General features: G+C 52.7%; 17 protein-coding genes and 2 other annotated features. Of the genes, 10 read left to right on the top strand and 7 right to left on the bottom strand.

The features are described from left to right. Nucleotides 1-20: 20 nt before the first annotated feature. The 3 genes from nadA to CBW42_RS11685 form a co-directional block, all read right to left on the bottom strand. The gene (gene nadA, locus CBW42_RS11675; protein ID WP_087021711.1) at nucleotides 21-932 is read right to left on the bottom strand and encodes a quinolinate synthase NadA; all 912 of its coding nucleotides are present in this window, start codon (nucleotides 930-932) and stop codon (nucleotides 21-23) included. A gap of 166 nt (nucleotides 933-1,098) precedes the next feature. Continuing rightward, nucleotides 1,099-2,580 carry a ribosomal protection-like ABC-F family protein gene (abc-f, locus tag CBW42_RS11680; protein ID WP_087021712.1) on the bottom strand — a complete coding sequence of 494 codons (1,482 nt, stop codon included), beginning with the start codon at nucleotides 2,578-2,580 and terminating at the stop codon, nucleotides 1,099-1,101. A gap of 257 nt (nucleotides 2,581-2,837) precedes the next feature. Further along, nucleotides 2,838-3,761 (bottom strand): calcium/sodium antiporter, encoded by a 924-nt coding sequence (locus tag CBW42_RS11685; protein WP_087021713.1) that lies wholly within the window; start codon nucleotides 3,759-3,761, stop codon nucleotides 2,838-2,840. Between the two features lie 577 nt (nucleotides 3,762-4,338). Between CBW42_RS11685 and CBW42_RS11690 the strand changes: the two genes are divergently transcribed. The 3 genes from CBW42_RS11690 (at nucleotide 4,339) to CBW42_RS11700 (ending at nucleotide 7,255) form a co-directional block, all read left to right on the top strand. Then, nucleotides 4,339-5,583 (top strand): NYN domain-containing protein, encoded by a 1,245-nt coding sequence (locus tag CBW42_RS11690; RefSeq protein WP_242969871.1) that lies wholly within the window; start codon nucleotides 4,339-4,341, stop codon nucleotides 5,581-5,583. Between the two features lie 3 nt (nucleotides 5,584-5,586). Then, nucleotides 5,587-6,396: a (deoxy)nucleoside triphosphate pyrophosphohydrolase gene (locus tag CBW42_RS15260; RefSeq protein ID WP_087021715.1), complete on the top strand. Its 810-nt coding sequence runs from the start codon at nucleotides 5,587-5,589 to the stop codon at nucleotides 6,394-6,396. Nucleotides 6,397-6,496: 100 nt separating this feature from the next. Then, complete coding sequence (locus tag CBW42_RS11700) at nucleotides 6,497-7,255, top strand: EFR1 family ferrodoxin (RefSeq protein ID WP_087021716.1); 759 nt, start codon at nucleotides 6,497-6,499, stop codon at nucleotides 7,253-7,255. Nucleotides 7,256-7,317: 62 nt separating this feature from the next. Here CBW42_RS11700 and leuB read toward each other — a convergent pair whose 3' ends face one another. From leuB to CBW42_RS11720, 4 genes are all read right to left on the bottom strand, one after another. Then, nucleotides 7,318-8,394 carry a 3-isopropylmalate dehydrogenase gene (gene leuB, locus CBW42_RS11705; RefSeq protein ID WP_087021717.1) on the bottom strand — a complete coding sequence of 359 codons (1,077 nt, stop codon included), beginning with the start codon at nucleotides 8,392-8,394 and terminating at the stop codon, nucleotides 7,318-7,320. A 3-nt stretch (nucleotides 8,395-8,397) separates the two neighbouring features. Beyond that, a complete protein-coding gene (gene leuD / locus CBW42_RS11710) occupies nucleotides 8,398-8,889 on the bottom strand; it encodes a 3-isopropylmalate dehydratase small subunit (RefSeq protein ID WP_087021720.1) in 492 nt (163 codons plus the stop codon). A gap of 13 nt (nucleotides 8,890-8,902) precedes the next feature. Continuing rightward, on the bottom strand, nucleotides 8,903-10,168 hold the full coding sequence (gene leuC, locus CBW42_RS11715; RefSeq protein ID WP_087021723.1) for a 3-isopropylmalate dehydratase large subunit: 1,266 nt from the start codon (nucleotides 10,166-10,168) through the stop codon (nucleotides 8,903-8,905). 67 nt (nucleotides 10,169-10,235) lie between these two features. Next, nucleotides 10,236-11,750: a 2-isopropylmalate synthase gene (locus tag CBW42_RS11720; protein WP_087021726.1), complete on the bottom strand. Its 1,515-nt coding sequence runs from the start codon at nucleotides 11,748-11,750 to the stop codon at nucleotides 10,236-10,238. Nucleotides 11,751-11,845: 95 nt separating this feature from the next. Beyond that, nucleotides 11,846-12,098: a binding site (T-box leader), on the bottom strand. 243 nt (nucleotides 12,099-12,341) lie between these two features. Next, nucleotides 12,342-12,594: a binding site (T-box leader), on the top strand. Between the two features lie 83 nt (nucleotides 12,595-12,677). On the opposite strand from CBW42_RS11720, the gene aroF reads away from it, so the two are divergent. The 7 genes from aroF (at nucleotide 12,678) to CBW42_RS11755 (ending at nucleotide 21,188) form a co-directional block, all read left to right on the top strand. After that, nucleotides 12,678-13,691 carry a 3-deoxy-7-phosphoheptulonate synthase gene (aroF, locus tag CBW42_RS11725; protein ID WP_087021729.1) on the top strand — a complete coding sequence of 338 codons (1,014 nt, stop codon included), beginning with the start codon at nucleotides 12,678-12,680 and terminating at the stop codon, nucleotides 13,689-13,691. A 15-nt stretch (nucleotides 13,692-13,706) separates the two neighbouring features. Continuing rightward, nucleotides 13,707-14,747, top strand: a complete 1,041-nt coding sequence (gene aroB, locus CBW42_RS11730) for a 3-dehydroquinate synthase (protein WP_087021732.1) — start codon at nucleotides 13,707-13,709, stop codon at nucleotides 14,745-14,747. 9 nt (nucleotides 14,748-14,756) lie between these two features. Next, nucleotides 14,757-15,854 (top strand): chorismate synthase, encoded by a 1,098-nt coding sequence (gene aroC / locus CBW42_RS11735; RefSeq protein ID WP_087021734.1) that lies wholly within the window; start codon nucleotides 14,757-14,759, stop codon nucleotides 15,852-15,854. Next, nucleotides 15,841-16,983: a prephenate dehydratase gene (gene pheA / locus CBW42_RS11740; RefSeq protein ID WP_087021737.1), complete on the top strand. Its 1,143-nt coding sequence runs from the start codon at nucleotides 15,841-15,843 to the stop codon at nucleotides 16,981-16,983. The genes aroC and pheA overlap by 14 nt, the downstream gene beginning before the upstream one ends. Further along, nucleotides 16,980-18,287 (top strand): 3-phosphoshikimate 1-carboxyvinyltransferase, encoded by a 1,308-nt coding sequence (aroA, locus tag CBW42_RS11745; RefSeq protein ID WP_087021740.1) that lies wholly within the window; start codon nucleotides 16,980-16,982, stop codon nucleotides 18,285-18,287. The genes pheA and aroA overlap by 4 nt, the downstream gene beginning before the upstream one ends. Continuing rightward, nucleotides 18,284-19,663, top strand: a complete 1,380-nt coding sequence (locus tag CBW42_RS11750; protein WP_087021743.1) for a shikimate kinase — start codon at nucleotides 18,284-18,286, stop codon at nucleotides 19,661-19,663. Before aroA ends, CBW42_RS11750 begins: the two co-directional genes overlap by 4 nt. A 169-nt stretch (nucleotides 19,664-19,832) precedes the next feature. Continuing rightward, the gene (locus CBW42_RS11755) at nucleotides 19,833-21,188 is read left to right on the top strand and encodes an MATE family efflux transporter (RefSeq protein WP_087021746.1); all 1,356 of its coding nucleotides are present in this window, start codon (nucleotides 19,833-19,835) and stop codon (nucleotides 21,186-21,188) included. Nucleotides 21,189-21,257: the final 69 nt, after the last annotated feature.

Raw genomic sequence — 21,257 nt, forward strand, 5'->3', positions numbered from 1 at the left:
CTGTCGCATATCTTTCAAATTTAGCCGAGACGAATCATTTCATCGATGCAGCGCTTTGCCGCAAGACGGGTTTCCTCGTCCATCCGGATTTCCTCACCTGCGCGACCCTGAAGCACATGCAGTACATCGACCAGCGTGGTGGACTTCATATTGGGACAGATGAGTTTTTTGCTCAACGGATAGAATTCCTTTTTCGGACAGTCATACTGCAAATGCTCAGCGATGCTAATCTCCGTGCCAATAATGAATTCCTTCGCATCGGATGCCTTTGCATATTCCATAATAGCAGAGGTCGAACCGACGAAATCCGCCTGATTCACAACAGCCGGGACACATTCCGGGTGGACAAGCAGCAGCGCATCCGGGTGCTGCGCACGCGCCTTCTCAACATCCTTCGCCGTGACTGCGGCATGAATCGGGCAGCCACCCTGCAACAGCTTGATTTCCTTTTCCGGCACCTGATCCGCGACATACTGACCGAGATTGCAGTCCGGGATAAAGACAATTTTATCACTCTCGAGCTTTTTGACAATCTTGACCGCAGAAGACGAAGTCACACAGACATCACAGATGGTCTTCAGTTCTGCGGTGGTATTGATGTACGCGACCACCGTGTAATCCGGATTGGCGCGTTTCCACATGGAGATCAAATCGCGATCCATCTGCTCCGCCATCGGACATCCGGCGATGGGATTGGCAAGATAAACGGTCTTCTCCGGTGAAAGGATTTTTACCGTCTCCGCCATAAAGCGCACGCCGCACATAATAACGGTTTTCTGCGGTGCAGTGGTTGCCTTGACGCTCAGCTGATAAGAATCGCCGACGAAGTCGGCGACCTCCGCAATTTCTCTCGCCTGATAGCTGTGTGCCAGAATACAAACGTCCTGCTCCTTCTTTAAGCGCAGAATCTCGTCCTGAATTTCTCTAATCATAATTGTGTCATACTCCTGCTGTACAGATAAATTCAAAGAATTTATTATTCCTATCGGTTTAATATGTTTATCAGCCAAAAGAATACCATGTTTGCGGTCTCCTGTCAAGCGCTCCGACATAATTTTATCAAAAACCGACCTCCCACTCGCGGTGGGAGGTCATTTTTCACACCAGCTCGACAGTCCGTGCAGCGACCGCATCGCAAAAGGCGCGGTCATGCTCGACAAGCAGCATCGTCGGGCGATATTGTTTCAACAGCTCTTCGATCTGAATGCGGGAATCGATATCAATATAATTGAGCGGTTCATCCCATAAATACAGATGTGCCTGCTCACACAAGCTGGCAGCAAGCAGAACCTTCTTCTTCTGACCCGCACTGTAAGTGCGCATATCTTGTTCAAACAGGGTACGGGAAAAATCCAGCTTGCGCAGAATGGTATAAAACAGGCTGCGGTCAATGCCGCGCTGACAGGCAAACGACTCCAGCCCGCCGGTCAGGAACGAGGTATCCTGCGGAACATAAGAAATGCGCAGCCCGCTGCCGATGTACAGCCTGCCGGAATAATCAACCGGCGCACCACACAGCAGCTTCAGCAGACTGCTCTTCCCGGCACCATTTTTTCCGACCAGCGCGACGCAGTCGCCGCGCGAAATGGTGAGGTCGACCGGACAACAGATATCCCGACCGTCGTATCGAATGCTCACCTGTTTCAGCTCCGCAAGCGTTTCCACACAATACCGCAACGGCGACAGCCGGAGCGGGGGCGCCTGTTCCATATTGTGCAGCAGCTGGGATTTTTCATCAATCGCTGCCTGCTGCCGCGCCTCAATTGCTTTGGAGCGTTTCATCATTTTGGCCGATCTGTGCCCGATATATCCGGTATCCGGCCGCAAACCGGAATTGCGCGTGCCACGCTTGGTTTTTTCCATTTTGTCCGACCAGTTCGAGGTGCGCGCGGCGGCAGCTTCCAGCCGACTGATATCCTTCCGCAGTTTTCTGTCCTGCGAGCGCTCAAACTGTTCCTGCCTTTGCCGATTTTCATTCCATGACGAATAATTTCCGCGCTGAATTTTCACTCCGGTGCGCTCAAATGACAGAATATGGTCGACACATCCATCCAGAAACGCGCGGTCATGTGAAACCAGCAGGAAACCGTGCTTGCGCCGCAAATATCGGCTGACAACCTCACGGGCATGGCGGTCCAGATGGTTGGTCGGCTCATCAATCAGCAGAAAATGATCCTCGCGCAGGAACAGTGCCGCAAGCAAAACCTTTGTCTGTTCGCCGCCAGACAGTGCGGCAAACGGGCGTTCCAGTACATCCGGAGATACCTCAAGCAAATTGAGTTCACGCTCCAACTGCCATTCCTCTCCCGCCGGAACGAATGTCTGTATCAGCTGCGCAGTCGGTCTCCCTGGATTGTCTACCGGAAATGGAAAATAATCGCACGCGACATTCATATAGATACCACCGCTGTATGCAAAATCCCCGTGCAGCAGACGCAGAAAGGTCGTCTTTCCGCGCCCGTTTCTTCCGATCACACCTGTTTTCCAATCAGTATCTAGCTGCATGCTCAATCCATCAAAAACAGGCTCTGCATTTCCTTCATGTGTAAAGGTAAGATGATCTGTTTGAATCAATGACATGTATTTCTTCCTCCATACATCAAAAATGGGCTACAGGAATGGTATCCTGTAGCCCAAACGCACGTATGCCATCAAGCAGAGCAAATACAAGCTGTCACATTCCCGCAGCGGCACGACAAACACACCCGGCAGAGACAAACCCTGTCGGTTCACAGTGCCGTATTTTCATTAGCAGGAAAAATGACGCAATGGTATTCACTCCCATCCAGATTTTATCGGTTCTGATTGTAACAGATCGGTTTTCTCCTGTCAAGCCGTCATGCCAGCAGATACACGAAATATGCGGCATAGCCCAGCAGCATGAGGACACCGACCGGCCTGCGCAGCTCTTTGGTGCGGAAGGTTCCCAGCCACAGCAGAACGCCGGCTGCAATTGCCACAAGCGCATCAATGACAAACGCAGACGCAAATACAACCGGTGTAATCAGTGCAGTAGTGCCAATGACAAACAGCATATTGAAGAGGTTGCTGCCGACAATGTTGCCGATTGCGATGCCCGCATTGCCTCGGCGTGCCGCCGTCACCGAGGTGACCAGCTCCGGCAGCGAAGTTCCAAGGGCGACAATGGTCAAACCGATAAAGCGTTCGCTCAAACCGATCATACGTGCAATGCCGGTGGCGCCATCGACAGCAAAATCACTGCCCAGCACAACAATCACACCGCCAACAACAATAAAAAGCAGACATTTTGCGATGCGCATCGGCGCATGTGCAGGCTCATCCTCTGCCACGCCCTTCTTAGACAGATAGAACAGATATGCCAGATAAATGAGAAACAGCACCCACAGCATTACGCCCTCAATCAATGTGATCTCATTGCCGGTTAAGCCCATGGCAATCATCACAACCGTGACAAACAACATATACGGGATTTCAACCTTGAGCGTCGATTTCTGAATTGCGACATTGGTAATCACCGCCGTAACGCCGAGAATGACCAGTACATTCATGATATTACTGCCGACGACATTGCCGACTGTAATACCCGCATTGCCCTTCAGAGCAGCCGTAATACTGACCGCAGCTTCCGGCATGCTGGTTCCCATCGCCACAATAGTAAGACCGATAACGAGCTGTGGAATACCGAATTTTGCCGCAAGCGATGCAGCACCCTCTACAAACCAGTCAGCGCCCTTTACCAGCATAACAAATCCGACAACGAGCAGCACAAAATTTAACATATTTCTTTTCTCCTTCCAGATAGCAGATGGCAGCAGAGGATAAAAAAATCGAGACCTCTGCTGTGAATACAACAAAAGTCTCGCCGTTTAGTCACTCTCCGGGCCTCAAAAGACCGTATTGACGAAAAGTAAACGTCCGCACCGGACGCCAGCTACTCCCTTTTTACGTTATTATAATCAGATTTTGTCGGCTTGTCAACGGCAGAGAACAAAAAGAACCGGAAAAGATATCAATCTGACACAGTCAGGCAAACAATCCGTTTCTTCGGATTATCTCGTCTGTCCGCGCTGTGTGAAGGGGTTTGATCCCCCCTTGAGACGTGGAAAATCGTGCTATTCGTTCAAATATGATTGAAATTTTTCTCTGGCCACGATACAATAGAACTACTATGGATACCGAAAAACAGAAAGGATGAAATCAATGACCACGACACCCGTTCCAATCCATCCTGAAGAGGAAAGACCAACTTATTTCTGTACAAAAAGCACAACCAATACCTATACACTCATTTCTACCATAGCTTTTTTAATTGGCGTCCCGCAGCATACCTTTGAAAATGAGCATGAGCCGCCGCAATTGGAAATATATGACAAACTGAAATATAATAAAAACGCCTGTATTATTCGTAATTTATGCATGCTGCGCACAGCAATTATCCGCAATTTTAAAAAGATCAATCACGAAATGTACCATAATTTCCGCCTGTTGACTTCGCTGGATGAATACATTCCCATGTCCTGTCTGACCGAGCTGAGCGCCTGCGGCATCCATATTTTAAAGAAAAACGCACGGCTCGCGCAATATATTGTAGACATCAATAAAAATATTTCTGATCGAATCAATAACTGTAAAAATCTATTTCCGCTCTGGCTCGACTGGAATTATGTGCGCGATATTTTTATCATGCCCAATGGACTGAAAGAAGACGGGACGAAGGCAGCTTCCGACCTGTATTACGCTGAAAAAGGCAATTATCCGTATCAGGTCTATCTCAACTGGGTGTTCTTTCCGGGTGATGGTAATATCCTGTTTAACGACAAAAAATTCACATCGCTGCTGTACAAATGGCACGAAGACGAATTCACCGATTTCAACCGTGTTTCCAACGTCGATCATTCAGTTAAAACCAATATTTTCCGTTTTCTTGAGGAAAGTCAGAACACAGTCATTGCTGTCGACTGCGAAAATTCAGATCCATATGATCTGTGTGCAACACTGAACAATCTGGAAGATGAGCTGCGCGATAAGATCAGCAAAATCATGCTGTTTGACGATGTGCATACCTCCACTGCCTGGCAGGTGCTCGCAGAACACACAGAAATCCCGATTGAACGCATTGAGGTTAAGCGCCTCAAGGATGACAAATCGCTGGTCGATACGCATCTGACCGTCGGCGTCTGCCGTGAGTTTTATGCCAACCATGTCGACTCATTTGTGTTGGTCGCAAGCGATTCAGATTACTGGAGTCTGATTTCCACCTTACCGGAAGCGCGCTATCTCGTCATGGTGGAACATGAAAAGTGCAGTGAAAAGCTCAAAGAAGCGCTGGATGAAAACGGCATTTTCTACTGTTATATCGACGATTTCTATTCCGGCATGGGCAAGGATATCAAGCTGACCGCTCTGCTGACCGAAATGAAATGCTACCTTGCCGCACATATCGACCTGAATGTCAACCAGATGATGGACGAAATGTACCGCTCCACCCGTGCTGTCATGTCGGAAACGGAAAAGCACCAGTTCTATGAAAAATATATCAAATCTCTTTCCCTCGCCATCGACAACGACGGAATGGTTTCCATTCAGATCAAAGGGAAATAAGCCATGATTTACACAGAACAAACCAGACGGGCGATGAAGCTCGCCTATACCGCACATCATGAACAAACAGATCGGAGTGGCCTGCCCTATATCCACCATGTTCTCCATGTCGCGGAACAGATGACCGATGAGGTGTCCACAGTGGCCGCTCTGCTGCATGACACCGTGGAGGATACCCCGCTCACGCTGGATGACCTGAGGGAAAACGGCTTCCTGCCGGAAGCCATTGAAGCCGTGCGCCAGCTGACGCACGACCCTTCTGTTGCCTATCTGGACTACATTCGCACGCTGCGTGACAATCCCATTGCAGTCGCTGTAAAGCTTGCTGATCTCGCACACAACAGTGATCTGTCTCGGCTCGAACACATCACCGGGCAGGATCGACAACGAGTCGAAACATACCGGCAGGCCATTCAGATTCTGAAAACGACTGAAGTGGTCGCGGCGCTCCTCTGGGATGCAGATCGGTTCCTGATCTGCCAGCGCCCGCCGCACAAGGCGCGCGGTCTGCTGTGGGAATTTGTCGGCGGAAAGATCGAGCCTGGTGAAACCGGGCAGCAGGCACTGGTGCGCGAATGCCGCGAAGAACTCGGCATCACCGTTTCCGTCGGCGATGTCTTTATGGACGTCACACATCAGTATCCCGACCTCACGGTACACCTGACGCTGTTCCATGCGCGCATTGCCGCAGGCACACCGCAGCTGCTGGAACACAACGCGCTTCAGTGGATCACGCCGCAGGAAATCGACCGGTATCCATTCTGCCCGGCAGATGTCGCCATATTGGAACGGATCCGACAGGAATATCTGTAAAGCAACTTCCTGTCTTTACAAAACAGCAGCGCATGGTGTATGATTTTTGCAGACAGCGAATGTCCGGCTATCACTCGCTGAACGAAGGAAGGGAATTTACGTGATCTTTTATTTTTCGGCAACCGGAAACTCAAAATATGTCGCAAATCGACTCGCACGTGCACTGGACAGTGAAATCGTTTCCATTGTCGACTGTCTGAAAAATGGCAGGCTTTCATTTGAAATCCAGACAGACGAACGGGTTGGATTTGTATTTCCCACATATGCATGGGGACTTCCGTCTGTAGCCCAGGAATTTATGCAGCGCATGGAGCTGCATACAAACGGAAGTGCATATTTTTACTTTGTTGCGACGTTTGGTACGACACCGGGTACCATCGGCTATACAGCAAACCAGCAGCTGTACGCGCGCACGGGTCGAAAATTTGACGCCCGTTTCGGCGTGAAGATGCCGGATACCTGGACACCGATGTTTGACCTGTCAGACAAAGAAAAGGTGCAGCAGATCAATGACCGCGCAGAGCCACAGATTGACCGCATCATCCAGAGAGCCCGGCATTATACCGGTGGAAATTATTTAAAATCCAGAGTACCGCGGTTTCTCATTCCAATTTTTGAAAAATACTACGATTATATGCGAAAAACCAGCCATTTTACCGTAGAATCGTCCTGTATTGGTTGTGGCCTGTGCGAACAGAACTGTCCGGCAGACGCAATCCGACTCGAAAACGGAACGCCGGTCTGGACAACAGACAGGTGTGCCATGTGCCTCGGCTGCCTGCACCGCTGTCCACACTTTGCGATCCAGTACGGAAAAAACACGCAAAAACACGGGCAGTATCTCAACCCGCATACATAACAAAATCCGGGCCGTCGGCTTCGCCGCTGACAGCCCGGATCTTTTTATCGTTTTTTCCGAAATTAACCTCTGATATTTGCGCAGATAATCGCGCCCATCTCGGAGGTAGACAGCACCTTCTCACCTTCCTTGGCGATATCCGCAGTGCGGTGTCCATCGTTCAGTGCCTTTTCAACGGCTGCTTCGATGCAGTCAGCTTCCTCGCCCAGACCGAACGAATAGCGCAGCATCATTGCACAGGACAGGATAGTTGCAATCGGGTTTGCAATGCCCTTGCCTGCAATGTCCGGTGCAGAGCCATGAATTGGCTCGTACATGCCCAGCTTGCTCTCGCCGATAGAAGCAGACGGCAGCATGCCAATCGAGCCGGTAATCATGCTCGCTTCATCTGACAGAATGTCGCCGAACAGATTTCCGGTCACAATGACGTCAAACTGCCCCGGATTGCGAACCAGCTGCATCGCCGCATTGTCGACATACATATCCTGATATTCGACCTCTGGATACTCCTCGCGCAGCTTGTGCATTGTTTCACGCCATACGCGGGAGGTTTCCAGTACATTTGCCTTATCTACGGAAACCAGCTTCTTGCCGCGCTTCATTGCCATATCGAAACCACGGCGACCGATGCGCTCGACCTCGGTGACAGAATAGTTCATGTCATCCCAGCCGGTTTCACCCAGTTCGCTCTCTCTGCGGCCGCGCTTGCCGAAATAAACGTCGCCGGTCAGCTCGCGGCAGACCAGGATGTCAAAGCCATCACCGATGATCTCCGGTTTGATCGGGCAAGCCTCTGCCAGTGCTGCGTGCATCTGTGCCGGGCGCAGGTTAACAAACAGGCCCAGACCCGAACGCAGACCGAGCAGTGCGCGCTCCGGACGCTTATCCGACGGAACGCTGTCCCACTTCGGGCCACCGACAGCACCCAGCAGGACGGAATCAGACGCCTTGCAGATATCCAGTGTCTCCTGCGGCAGCGGAATGCCGTACTTGTCAATGGCGTTGCCGCCCGCATAGCACTCGGTAAACTGGAAGGTATGACCGAACTTTTCACCGACAACCTCAAGTGCCTTCATGGCCTCTGTTACGATTTCCGGGCCGATGCCGTCGCCCTTGATGACTGCAATATTGTACTGCATCGATTAACCCTCTCTTTCCTTCAGGCTCTTGAGTAAACCGCCTGCACGGATAATATTCTGTAAGAACGGCGGGAATGCCGCTGCCTGGAACTGCTCGCCCGTAGTGATATCCGTGATGATGCCGGTATCGAAATCGACCTCTACCTCATCGCCTGCACTGATGGCATTCGCAGCTTCTTCACTCTCCATGATCGGCAGGCCGATGTTGATGGAGCTGCGGTAGAAAATACGCGCAAAGGACGATGCGATAACGCAGGAAATACCATTGTCACGGATAACCTGCGGTGCATGCTCACGGGAAGAGCCGCAGCCGAAATTCTTGGTTGCAACCATAATGTCGCCCTTCTTGACGTTCTTAACGAATTCGGTGTCGATATCCTCCATGCAGTGAGTTGCCAGTTCAACCGGATCGGCAATGTTCAGATAACGAGCCGGAATGATAACGTCGGTATCGACGTTATCGCCATATTTAAAAACAGAACCTCTTGCTTTCATGACTGTTCCTCCTTTATTCTGCGACGTCTGCCGGGTCGGTAATATAGCCGGTGATTGCGGATGCAGCAGCTACCGCCGGGCTTGCCAGATAGATTTCCGAAGAAACATGACCCATACGGCCGACAAAGTTGCGGTTGGTCGTAGAAATTGCACGCTCACCGTGTGCCAGAATGCCCATATGTCCGCCGAGGCACGGGCCGCAGGTCGGTGTGGAAAGAATCGCACCTGCCTCAACGAAGATTTCTGCGAGACCTTCGCGGATGCACTGGAGATAAATCTCCTGTGTTGCCGGAATGACAATCGTGCGGACGTTCTTCTTGACCTTCTTGCCCTTCAGAATCGCAGCGGCTTCGCGCATATCCTGAATGCGGCCGTTGGTGCAGGAACCGATGACAGCCTGCTGAATTTCAATCTTGCCGAGCTCATCAATCGTCTTTGTGTTCTCCGGCAGGTGCGGGCAGGCAACCGTCGGGCGCAGTGCAGACAGATCAATATCATAGGTCTCATCATAAACCGCATCCGGATCTGCTTCATATCTGATAACCGGACGGTTGACGCGGCCTTCGATGTATTCCATAGTCTTCTCGTCAACCGGGAAAATGCCGTTCTTTGCGCCCGCCTCGATCGCCATATTGCAGATCGTGAAGCGGTCATCCATCGACAGCGAAGCAACGCCTTCACCGGTGAATTCCATCGAACGGTACAGTGCGCCGTCGACGCCAATCTTGCCAATAATGTGCAGGATAACATCCTTGCCGGAAACATACTTCGGCAGAGAGCCGATCAGATTGAATTTGATGGCAGACGGAACCTTGAACCATGCCTTGCCGGTTGCCATGCCTGCCGCGAGGTCTGTGGAACCGACGCCGGTGGAAAATGCACCCAGTGCACCATATGTACAGGTATGGGAGTCCGCGCCGATAATCAGTTCGCCCGGGCCGACCAGGCCTTTTTCCGGCAGCAGGGCATGTTCAATGCCCATCTGTCCGACATCGAAGAAATTGACGACCTCGTGCTTGCCTGCGAAATTGCGGCAGGTCAGGCACTGCTCTGCGGACTTGATGTCTTTGTTCGGTGCGAAATGATCCATAACGAGCGCAACCTTGTTGCGATCAAACACCTTGTCAAATCCAGCCTTTTCCATCTCACGGATGGCAACCGGGCCGGTAATATCATTCGCCAGTGTCAGGTCGAGATTTGCCTCGATCAGCTGACCTGCGGTTACGCTTTCCAGCCCCGCATGACTGGCGAGAATTTTCTGTGTCATAGTCATTGCCATGAGAAATTACCTCCTCTTTTCATAAAAATCTGCCTGCCCTGCGCGGGCAGGCAGATATGCAGTGCAATTAGCTGTTGAGATACTTGTTGATGCCGTTGATGTATGCCTTGATAGAAGCCTCTACGATATCGACAGATACGCCGCGGCCGGTAACGACCTCATCCTCGCTGCCGTCGAATGTCATCTTGACGACAGCTTCACTCTGTGCATCCTGTCCATCGGTCAGTGCACGCAGCGAGTAGTCCTGAAGCTCAATCTTCAGGCCGGTAATCTTATTGATCGCAGCATAAGAAGCATTGATCGGGCCATCGCTCAGTGCAGCGCGCTCGAACTCCTCGTCACCCTTGGTCATCTTGACAACAGCAGTGGTGCTGATGGTGTTGCCGCTGTTGATGACATACTGCTTGAGGGTATAACGAACCGGGCCGGAAACCGGAACCACACCGATGAGTGCTTCGAGGTCACGATCCTTGATGACCTTTTTCTTATCAGCCAGTACCTTGAACTTGGCAAATGCCTTGTCGATTTTCTCCTTGGACAGCGTATAACCGAGATCCTTCAGGCGTGCCTCAAAAGCATGTCTGCCGGAATGCTTGCCAAGGACAATGGCATTCTGCGGGATACCGACGGATTCCGGTGTCATGATCTCGTAGGTGCTCTTGTTGTTCAGTACGCCATGCTGATGGATGCCGGACTCATGTGCGAACGCATTCGCGCCGACAATCGGCTTGGTCGGTGCAACCGGAACGCCGGTGATGGTCTGGATCATGCGGCTGGAACGATAGATCTGCGTGGTATCGATGCGGGTATCCGCGTCGAAGAAGTCCTTGCGGGTCTTGAGCGCCATGACAATTTCCTCGAGGGATGCATTGCCCGCACGCTCGCCGATGCCGTTGATGGTACATTCAACCTGACCGATGCCCGCCTGAATGCCTGCCAGAGAGTTTGCAACGCCCATGCCGAGGTCATTGTGGTTATGGCAGGACAGAATAATATTTTCCGTGCCGTCAACGTGCTCACGGATGTAACGGATCAGGTTCGCATACTCGTCCGGAGTCAGATAGCCGGTGGTATCCGGAATATTGATGGTGGTAGCGCCGTTCTTGATTGCGACATCAACAACGCGGCACAGGAAATCCCAGTCGGAACGGGTTGCATCCTCTGCGGAGAACTCGACATTGGACAGCAGCTTTGTGGTGTATGCAACGTGATGTGCAACGCTCTCGAGTACCTCTTCCGGCTTCATCTTCAGCTTATACTCCATATGAACCGGAGAGGTTGCAAGGAATACATGGATACGCGGATCAACCGCATCCTTGACCGAGCTGTACGCAACATCGATGTCCTTTTCCACACAGCGCGCAAGCGAGCAAACGGTGGAATTCTTAACGGTATTGGCAATGGTAGCAATGGCTGCCGCATCGCCCGGCGACGCAATTGCGAAGCCTGCTTCGATGATATCGACGCCCAGCGTTTCCAGCTGGCGGGCAACCTCAATCTTTTCGCTGAGGTTCATGCTGCATCCGGGAGACTGTTCGCCGTCTCTGAGGGTGGTGTCAAAAATTCTGATCTGCTTTGACATGACTTTATCCTCCAAAAATAATTAAAAATTACTGGTTCAAAGAAGTGGACGGGACAGGCATAAAAAAAGCCTTCATCTCGCCAAATAAATTTGGAAACAGAGACGAAAGCAAACTTCCGCGGTACCACTCTACTTGCCGCCATTGTTACATAAATAAGCGACCGCTCAACGCATCCAGCAATGCGCTTCCCCTGTAACGGTGGGAAATCCGTTCCAACCTAATCAGGGCAGAGCCTGGTTCAGCGGACTGTTCCCGGGTGAGTTTCGCTGCTGAACGCCACTGCCTTGCACCACACGGCAGCTCTCTGAAGACGGCTGACAGTTACTTTACCCGTTCATCACATTTTTCAAATATTACGATTCCTATTATATGACGCTTCTCCCCTGCTGTCAAGAGCTTGCGGCAAATTTTGCAAAAGAAATCAGCAAAAAGTGGTAGCTGCGCAGGAGCAAAATCCGGTATTTGTTGTTGGTTTTTGCAGATATGGTATAATGAACTGCGCCCCGTTCCCCCACGGTTCACTTTATCTCCCTAAATTTTTCTTGACATTCTATTCCCGTTGCGTTATACTGTATACAAATTTTGATAACAGCACTGCGATGACGGAGAAAAGTAAATCCGCATCGGCTCACCAGGGATAGCACGCCACAGACTGAAAGCGGGCTTTGAGCCGGACGAATTGAAGTTCCCTCCCGAGCTTTTGCGCTGAACTACAGTAGGTGCAGACGGCTGCCCCCGTTACCGGGCTAGAATATCGGGCTTCCCGGCCCCGTATTTGAATAAAGTGCGGCATAAGTGCCGAATTTGGGTGGTACCACGGAATGTTTGTCTTTCGTCCCTTGCGATGCGGGAGGAAGGACTTTTTTTATGCTTACTTTTCTTGCTGTGTTCAGCCGGGAAATATCTGTTTCAAGGAGAAATGTATCATGATCGTTGTATTGAAAAAAGGTTGCCCGAAGGACGAAGTTGAACGGCTTACTGGTTGGATTGAGCATTTTCATGTCAGTGTAAATCCGATTGTCGGTGAAGAAACCACAATCCTTGGTCTTGTCGGCGATACCTCTGCGGTTGATAAGGATACCCTGATGCTCAACCAGTGGGTTGACCGCGTCATGAAGGTACAGGAGCCGTTCAAGCTCGCAAACCGTCAGATGCATCCGGAAAATACCGTTGTCGATATCAACGGCGTCAAGGTCGGCGGCAATAAGCTGGTCGTCATGGCCGGCCCGTGCTCCGTCGAGAGCGAGCCGCAGATCTGCGAGATCGCCGCAGAAGTCCAGCGTCAGGGTGCAGCGATTCTGCGCGGCGGTGCGTGGAAGCCGCGTTCCTCCCCGTACTCTTTCCAGGGCATGAAGGCACAGGGTCTCGAACTGCTGTGCAAGGCGAAGGAAAAGACCGGTCTGCCGATTGTCACGGAAATTACCAATCCGGCTCATATCGAGCTGTTCGAGGGCAAGGTCGACTGCTATCAGGTCGGCGCGCGCAATATGCAGAACTTTGAGCTGCTCAAGGAACTGGGTAAGACCCGTACACCGGTTCTGCTGAAGCGCGGCTTCGCCAACACGCTGGAGGAGTTCCTGATGTCCGCCGAGTACATCATGGCGGGCGGCAATGAGCAGGTTATCCTGTGCGAACGCGGCATCCGTACCTATGAAACCTACACGAGAAACACGCTGGATATCAGCGCAGTTCCGGCACTCAAGCGCCTGAGCCATCTGCCGGTTGTGGTCGATCCGTCGCATGCCGCAGGTATCTACTGGATGGTAGAGCCGCTGGCAATGTCTGCCATCGCCGCAGGCGCAGACGGCCTCATTATCGAAGTGCACAACGATCCGGCGCACGCGCTGTCCGACGGCGCACAGTCGCTGACCTATGAGCACTTCGCTCGCACAATGGGCAAGATTCGTGCGGTTGCCGGTGCAATCGGCCGCGAAATCTAAGCAGGAGGCAAAACAATGTATCATCTTTCCCTTCAGGGCTCTACCAGCACATCTGATATCTATATCGGCGCAGGTGTGTTCCAACAGACTGCCAAGCGCGTTGCAGAAAAATTCAAGCCCGCACGCATTCATGTCGTCACGGACTCCAATGTTGCACCGCTCTATCTCAAGGAGCTGTGTGCGGAGTTCCCGCTGAATATCACGACGACTGTCATTCCCGCAGGTGAAGAATACAAAAACCTCGATACTGTTGCAGGCATTTATGCCGACATGAGTAAAGCCGAGCTGACCCGTTCCGACCTTGTCATTGCACTGGGCGGCGGTGTCGTCGGCGATATCACCGGCTTTGCTGCGGCAACCTATCTGCGCGGCATTCATGTCTGCCAGATTCCGACCACGCTGCTGTCGCAGGTTGATTCCTCTGTCGGCGGCAAGACCGGTGTCGACCTGCCGCAGGGCAAAAACCTTGTCGGCGCGTTTTATCAGCCGGAGCTGGTCATGATTGACACAGACATTCTGACTTCCCTGCCAGAGCGCATTTTTAACGACGGCATGGCAGAGGTCATCAAATATGGCTGTATTTCCAATCCGACGATTCTCGAACTGATTGCAGAGCCGGACTTCAAGTCGAATATGGAACAGATTGTATACGAATCGGTGCGCATCAAACGCGACGTCGTTCAGCAGGACGAACACGACACCGGTCTGCGTATGATTCTGAATTTCGGTCATACCATTGGCCATGCGGCAGAGAAGGTCGGTCATTTCACCGAGCTGTCACACGGTCAGGCAGTTGCCATCGGCATGGTACAGGCCGCAAAGCTGGGCGCTGCGCTGGGCGAAGCCGACCTGACCGAACAGATTGTTGCCGCTTGCAAGGCACACGACCTGCCGACTGAGCTCCCATATCCGACAGAGGACATCTACACCGCTCTGCTGCACGATAAAAAGCGCACGGCGGACACCATGAACTTCATTCTGGTACATCCGCTCGGCAAGGCTGTTATTCATAAAATCCCGCTGGAGCAGCTGCACCAGCTCATCACAGCGCTGTAAGGAGGAACTATGGGTTCTGTTTGGGGAAATAATTTCAAACTGACCATTTTCGGCGAATCACATGGCGGCGGCATTGGCTGCGTACTCGACGGCTTTCCAGCCGGCGTAGCCTATGACGAGGAATTTATTCTGTCGGAAATGGATCGCCGTGCACCGGGCAAAAACCGTCAGTCCACGGCGCGCCGTGAAAAGGACCTGCCGAAGGTCCTTTCCGGCGTATTTGAGGGAAAAACCACTGGTACACCAATTTCGTGTGTCATTGAAAATACCGATACCCGTTCGGGTGATTATCGCAATTTGATCGACCATCCGCGCCCCGGTCATGCGGACTACACCGGACGCATTCGCTTCCATGGCTGCAACGACCCGCGCGGCGGCGGACATTTTTCCGGACGCCTGACTGCCCCGCTCGTATTCGCGGGTGCCATGTGCAAGCTGTTCCTGCGCTCGAAGGGGATGGCAGTTGGCTCACATATCGCCTCCATCGGTCAGATTATGGACACGCCGTTTGATGACGTATGCATTCCGGCAGAACAGCTGGAAACCCTGCGCACACAGCAGTATCCAATCATCAATCCGCGTGCACAGCAGGCGATGCTCGATCAAATCGATCAGGCGCGCGAAGCGCTGGATTCGCTCGGCGGTATCATTGAATGCGCCGTCATCGGCGTTCCCGCCGGTCTGGGCTCTCCGATGCTGTGTCCGGCTGAGGGCCGCATCTCTTCCCTTTTGTTCGCTGTTCCGGCGGTCAAGGGCGTAGAATTTGGCGCAGGCTTCTCCATTTCCGCCATGCACGGTTCAGAGGCAAATGACCGCATGATTCTCGAAGACGGTGTGGTCAAAACTGAAACCAACAACAATGGCGGTATTCTGGGCGGCATCACAAGCGGCATGCCAATAGTTGTACGCGCAGCGATTAAGCCGACGCCGTCCATCTCCCGTGAGCAGATGACGCTCAATCTGGCGGACGGCAAGGTGGAACCTCTGGTCATCAAGGGACGGCACGACCCGTGTATCGTCACGCGTGCCGCACCTGTTGTCGAAGCAGCCGTCGCGGTTGCCATGACCGATTTGTATTTGGAGGCCTACGGATATGCGCAAGATTGAAGACATTCGCCGTGATATCAACGCGATTGACCACGAAATTCTAAAGCTGTTCCTCAAGCGCATGAAATGTGCGGAGGAAGTTTCCGATTATAAAATGGCGAACGGCGGACAAGTGCTCGTTCCATCGAGAGAAACTGAGCTGCTGGACACGATGCTGAAGGACATTCCGGATGAGCTCAAGCTGGAGTATTCCTCCCTGCTTCGCACCACAACGCGCGTCAGCCGCAAGCACCAGTACTTCCGCATGCTGGAGGCCGAGCCGGAACGGCTCAAGCTGGACATCCAGCCGCGCATTACCGACCCGAAGATGGTTTATTACGGCGGACTTCCCGCATCCTATCAGGATATGGCCTGCTCGGAATTGTTCCCGAACGCAGAAAGACGCCCCATGGAATCATGGGAGGACGTTTTTCGCGCTGTGGTAAACGGCGAAGCTGATGCTGGCGTCGTTCCGGTCGAAAACTCGACGGCAGGAACTGTCAACGAAATATATGATTTACTCCAGCAGTATGGTTTGTATATTTCTCATTCGCATGTCAAGGTAATCCGGCACTGTATCGCCGGATGTAAAGGTACTACCCTTGATAGTGTAAAAGAGGTGTATTCCCATCCACAGGCGCTCCGCCAGTGCCAGCAGTACATCAAGAAGCACGGCTACATGCTGCTGGAGGAAAGCAACACAGCGGTTGCCGCAAATAAAATTGCACAGCTCGCTGATCCGACCAAAGCTGCCATCTGCTCCGAGGCTGCGGCGAAGCTATACGGCCTGGAAATTCTGGAAACAAGCGTCAACGACGGTGACTACAACCAGACGCGGTTCATTGCAGTGCAGCGCACACTGTCCGCACAACCGGGTGATACCCGTGTCAGCCTTGTGCTGACGCTTCCGCATGTCGTCGGCAGCCTGTACGGTTCGCTCGCCGTGTTTGCTGACTACGGCCTGAACATGACGGAAATTCATTCTCGTCCGCTTCCGGATATGCCGTGGAATTATTGCTTCTATATTGATTTTGATGGAAATCTGCTCGACCAGGATACACGTGCGCTGATCTATCAGCTGACACAGGAATGCGCCTATGTCCGTGTGCTCGGTTCGTATCCGGTCAGCCAGGAGGAGGGCACAAAATGAGTCTGACACTTTCCCCTGTCCCCGCACTGCGCGGTACCGTGACTGTGCCGGGAGACAAATCCATTTCCCACCGCGCGGTTATGCTCGGCGCACTCGCGGAGGGTACGACCCACATCACCGGTTTTTTGATGGGTGAGGACTGTCTGTCCACCATCTCCTGCTTTCGCAAGATGGGTATTGACATTGAAGTTTCAGATGAAGAGGTTGTTGTGCATGGCGCAGGCCTGCACGGTCTGAAAGCGCCGACCGAACTTCTGTACACCGGCAATTCCGGCACAACCACCCGCCTGCTGTGCGGCATCCTCGCCGGACAGCCCTTCTCCTCTGTTCTCAACGGCGATGCCTCCATTCAGAAACGTCCGATGGGGCGCATCATCAAGCCACTGCGCCTGATGGGCGCGGATATCGACGGCAAGGACGGCAATCTCTGCCCGCTGACCATTCATCCTGCGCCGCTCTCCGGCATCCGCTATGAGCTGCCGGTTGCGAGTGCACAGCTAAAATCTGCAGTCCTGCTCGCCGGACTGTTTGCCGACGGACAGACAACAGTAGTAGAACCCGCTGCCTCGCGCGACCACACGGAACGCATGCTGCGCGGACTCGGCGCAAAGGTGGAGACTGTGGGCAATGTCATCACACTGACACCGCCGGATACGCTGCGCGCTGTCGATGTTGAAGTTCCCGGCGATATCTCCTCCGCAGCTTATTTTCTCGTGGCCGGCCTGATTCTGCCGGACAGCGAAATTATTATCCGCAATGTCGGCGTCAATCCGACGCGCACCGGCATTCTGGATGCACTGGACGCGATGGGGGCAGATATTGAGCGTCTGAATGAACGCGGCGATGTCGAGCCGGTCTGCGACCTGCGCGTGCGTTCCTCCCGTCTGCACGGCACAGTCATCGGCGGCGATATCATCCCGCGGCTGATTGACGAGCTGCCGGTTTTGGCAGTTGCAGCCGCATTTGCCGAGGGTGAAACCGTCATCCGCGACGCACAGGAACTCAAGGTCAAGGAATCCAACCGTATCGCGGCGATGACAACGGAACTGTCCCGCACAGGTGCGGATGTCCGTGAAACAGAAGACGGCATGGTTATCTGTGGCGGCAAGCCGCTCCACGGCGCGGATTTTCTCAGCTATGCTGACCACCGCGTTGCAATGAGCATGGCGGTGTGTGCGCTGGCCTGCGAAGGCTCGTCCTCCATCGATGACCCAGCCTGTGTCGCCATTTCCTATCCGACGTTCTTCGATACGCTGGATAGCCTGAAAAACAACGAAGCATCCGGCAGGAGGTCGAAGCTATGATTCTGACAATGGAAGAATTTCGGGCATACCAGCCTGAAAAACCGACCTTCGCGCTGTTCGGTCACCCGATTGCACACACCATGTCGCCGGAACTGCACGCACTGCTGTTTGCAGCATCGGGCAAGGATTGTACCTATTTCGCAGTCGATGTGCCGCCAGAGGATCTCGCGGAGGCCATGCAGATCGCCAGCGAAAAATGCGGCGGTCTGAACCTGACCATTCCGCACAAAAAGGCGGTTTTCGACTATCTTGATGCCGTTGATGAAGCCGCGCGTGACCTCGGCAGTGTCAACACCGTGCATTTCCGGGACGGCAAAGCCATCGGCTATAATACCGACATCCTCGGCTTCTCCGGTTCTCTGGAATTTGACGGTATCGATCCAAAGGGTAAAATCGCCGTCGTGTGCGGCTATGGCGGTGTTTCGCGTGTCATGGCCTATCATCTCGCCAATGTAGGCGCCAAAGTGTTGATTACCGGGCGCAATCTGGCTAAGGCAAAAGCGCTGCGCAATGAGCTGCGCGGTTATCTGCCGGAGGCGGATATCGACATTATGCCCGCCACCCAGCTGCCGCGTGCTACTGAAATCGTCGTCAACGGCACACCGCTCGGCATGTATCCGCATGAAGACGGCACTCCGTTGGACAAGCTGCCAGTCGGCACAACTTATGTTTTTGATGCAGTCTACAATCCCCCGCTCACTACAATCATGCGGCTCGCGCCGGGCAATGCCAAGACGCGCAATGGCCTGCTGATGCTGGTACTTCAAGCGGCCTATGCCCAGACCATCTGGTTCGGTACGCAGTTTGAACAGGCAAGCCTGACGCGCATTCTACGCCTGCTCGCGGGCGACATGGCAAAAAAACGCCTCAAGACAATCTATGGCAAAAGCAATATCGTCCTGTGTGGCTTCATGGGCAGCGGAAAAACCACCATTGGCCGCAAACTGGCGCGGGCGCTGCAATGCGAGTTTATCGATATGGACGATTATCTGGAAGAGCGCGAAGGCAAGAAAATCTCCGATATCTTTGCAGAGGTTGGAGAAGAAGGCTTCCGCGATATCGAGACCCGGTGCGCGCATGAAATTGCGGACAAAACCGACTGTGTCATTGCGCTGGGCGGCGGTGCAGTTCTCCGCGCGGAAAATGTCGAGCAGTACAAAAAGAACGGTCTGCTCATCCATTTGAATACGCCGTTTTATCGTATTGTCCAGAATCTCAGCCGTGACACCTCCCGCCCCCTGCTACAGGGCGACAAAGAGAAGCAGACACGTCTGCTGTACAACCGGCGCAAACGCATTTATGTATCCTGCGCTGACCGCTCGGTTTCGGGTACACGCATTTCCGAAATCATAGATTCGATATTTAATGCGATTTGACAGCATTGTCACCGCACATTTCCGGCAATTGAAATATACTTGATTTCCTTGCGAAATTCATCCGTTTTTTTGGTTGTATTTGCAATTGTAAAGACCTTTTGAACGTGGTAAGATAATCTGGTGCCTGCGAGGGCATCAGATTATTTTTTTGCAAAGGATGCAAACAGCCATGAAGGATATGACAAAGGGAAACCCGACCAAACTGATTCTGCAATTTGCCATTCCATTGCTCATCAGCAATCTGTTTCAGCAGGTATACAGCCTGGCAGATACGCGTATCGTCGGCAGCTTCCTTGGCGAGGAAGTACTGGCGGCGGTCGGCGCGACCTCTTCTCTCAATTCACTTGTAATCGGACTGTTGATGGGAATGACGAACGGTTTTGCAATCGTCACAGCGCGTTTTTTCGGTGCAGATGACCGAAAGAGCATGAAAAAGGCAATCGCAGGTACCATTGTGCTCGCCGCCGGTACCGTCGCGGTTCTCACCGTTCTGTCAGTCGTATTCCTGACCCCGCTTCTCCGCATCCTCAATACGCCCGACTATCTGCTCGTACAGGCCGCTTCCTATTTCCGTATCATTCTGCTCGGCATGATGGTCACAGTGTTCTATAACGGCTGTGCAGCGACGCTGCGCGCAGTGGGCGACAGTGTAACTCCATTGATTTTCCTTGTCATTGCCACAGTTTCCAATGTCGGCCTCGACCTGCTGTTTATCTGTGTGTTCCACAGCGGTGTACCGGGTGCGGCCATTGCCACGGTGCTCGCTCAGGGCATTTCGGTTATCCTATGCCTGCTGTTCATCAAAAAGCGCTACCCGGAGCTTGTGCCATGCTGCGATGACTTCATGCGTCTGTTCCACGACCGTCATCTGGTCAGCTGGATGTACAGCACCGGTCTTTCGATGGGCTTCATGCTGTCACTCGTCAACATCGGTTCTGTTGTACTGCAAAGTGCCATCAATACCTTCGGTGCCAACACCATCGTCGCGCACACAGCGGCGCGCAAGCTGACTGAGCTGTTCATGATGCCATTTTCCGTGCTTGCCACAACAATGGCTACCTATTGCAGTCAGAACCTTGGCGCAGGCAAAATCGAGCGCATCAAAGCGGGCATATGGCGCGCACTCATACTCTCATGGATCTGGTGCGGCATTGTCATCGTCATATGCTACTCCATTGTGCCAACGCTGATCTACATGGTAACCGGTAGCACAACTGCAGAAATTCTCAATACCGCGACAAAATATCTGCATATCAACTGCATTTTCTATTTTGTCACCGTTGTGATTTCTGTCCTGCGCAATTCGCTCCAGGGCATGGGCGACATGGTCACGCCGCTGGTGTCCAGCAGCATCGAATTGGTCGGCAAAGTGCTGATTGTCGTGCTGCTCGTCCCGCGTCTGGATTATATGGGTGTCATCGTATCTGAACCGATTATCTGGTTTATTATGGTCATCCCGCTGATTATCCAGGTAATCTTTGGCAAGACCTTCCGTATTATGCGGGAGGAAACGCAACCTGCATAAAGACTGACAGCTGCCGCACATATACGGCAGCTGTTTTTGTATCTCCCTGCCTGATGCCAAAATAAAAAT

This window comes from Butyricicoccus porcorum (genome assembly GCF_002157465.1).
In the GTDB taxonomy this organism is placed as follows: domain Bacteria; phylum Bacillota; class Clostridia; order Oscillospirales; family Butyricicoccaceae; genus Butyricicoccus_A; species Butyricicoccus_A porcorum.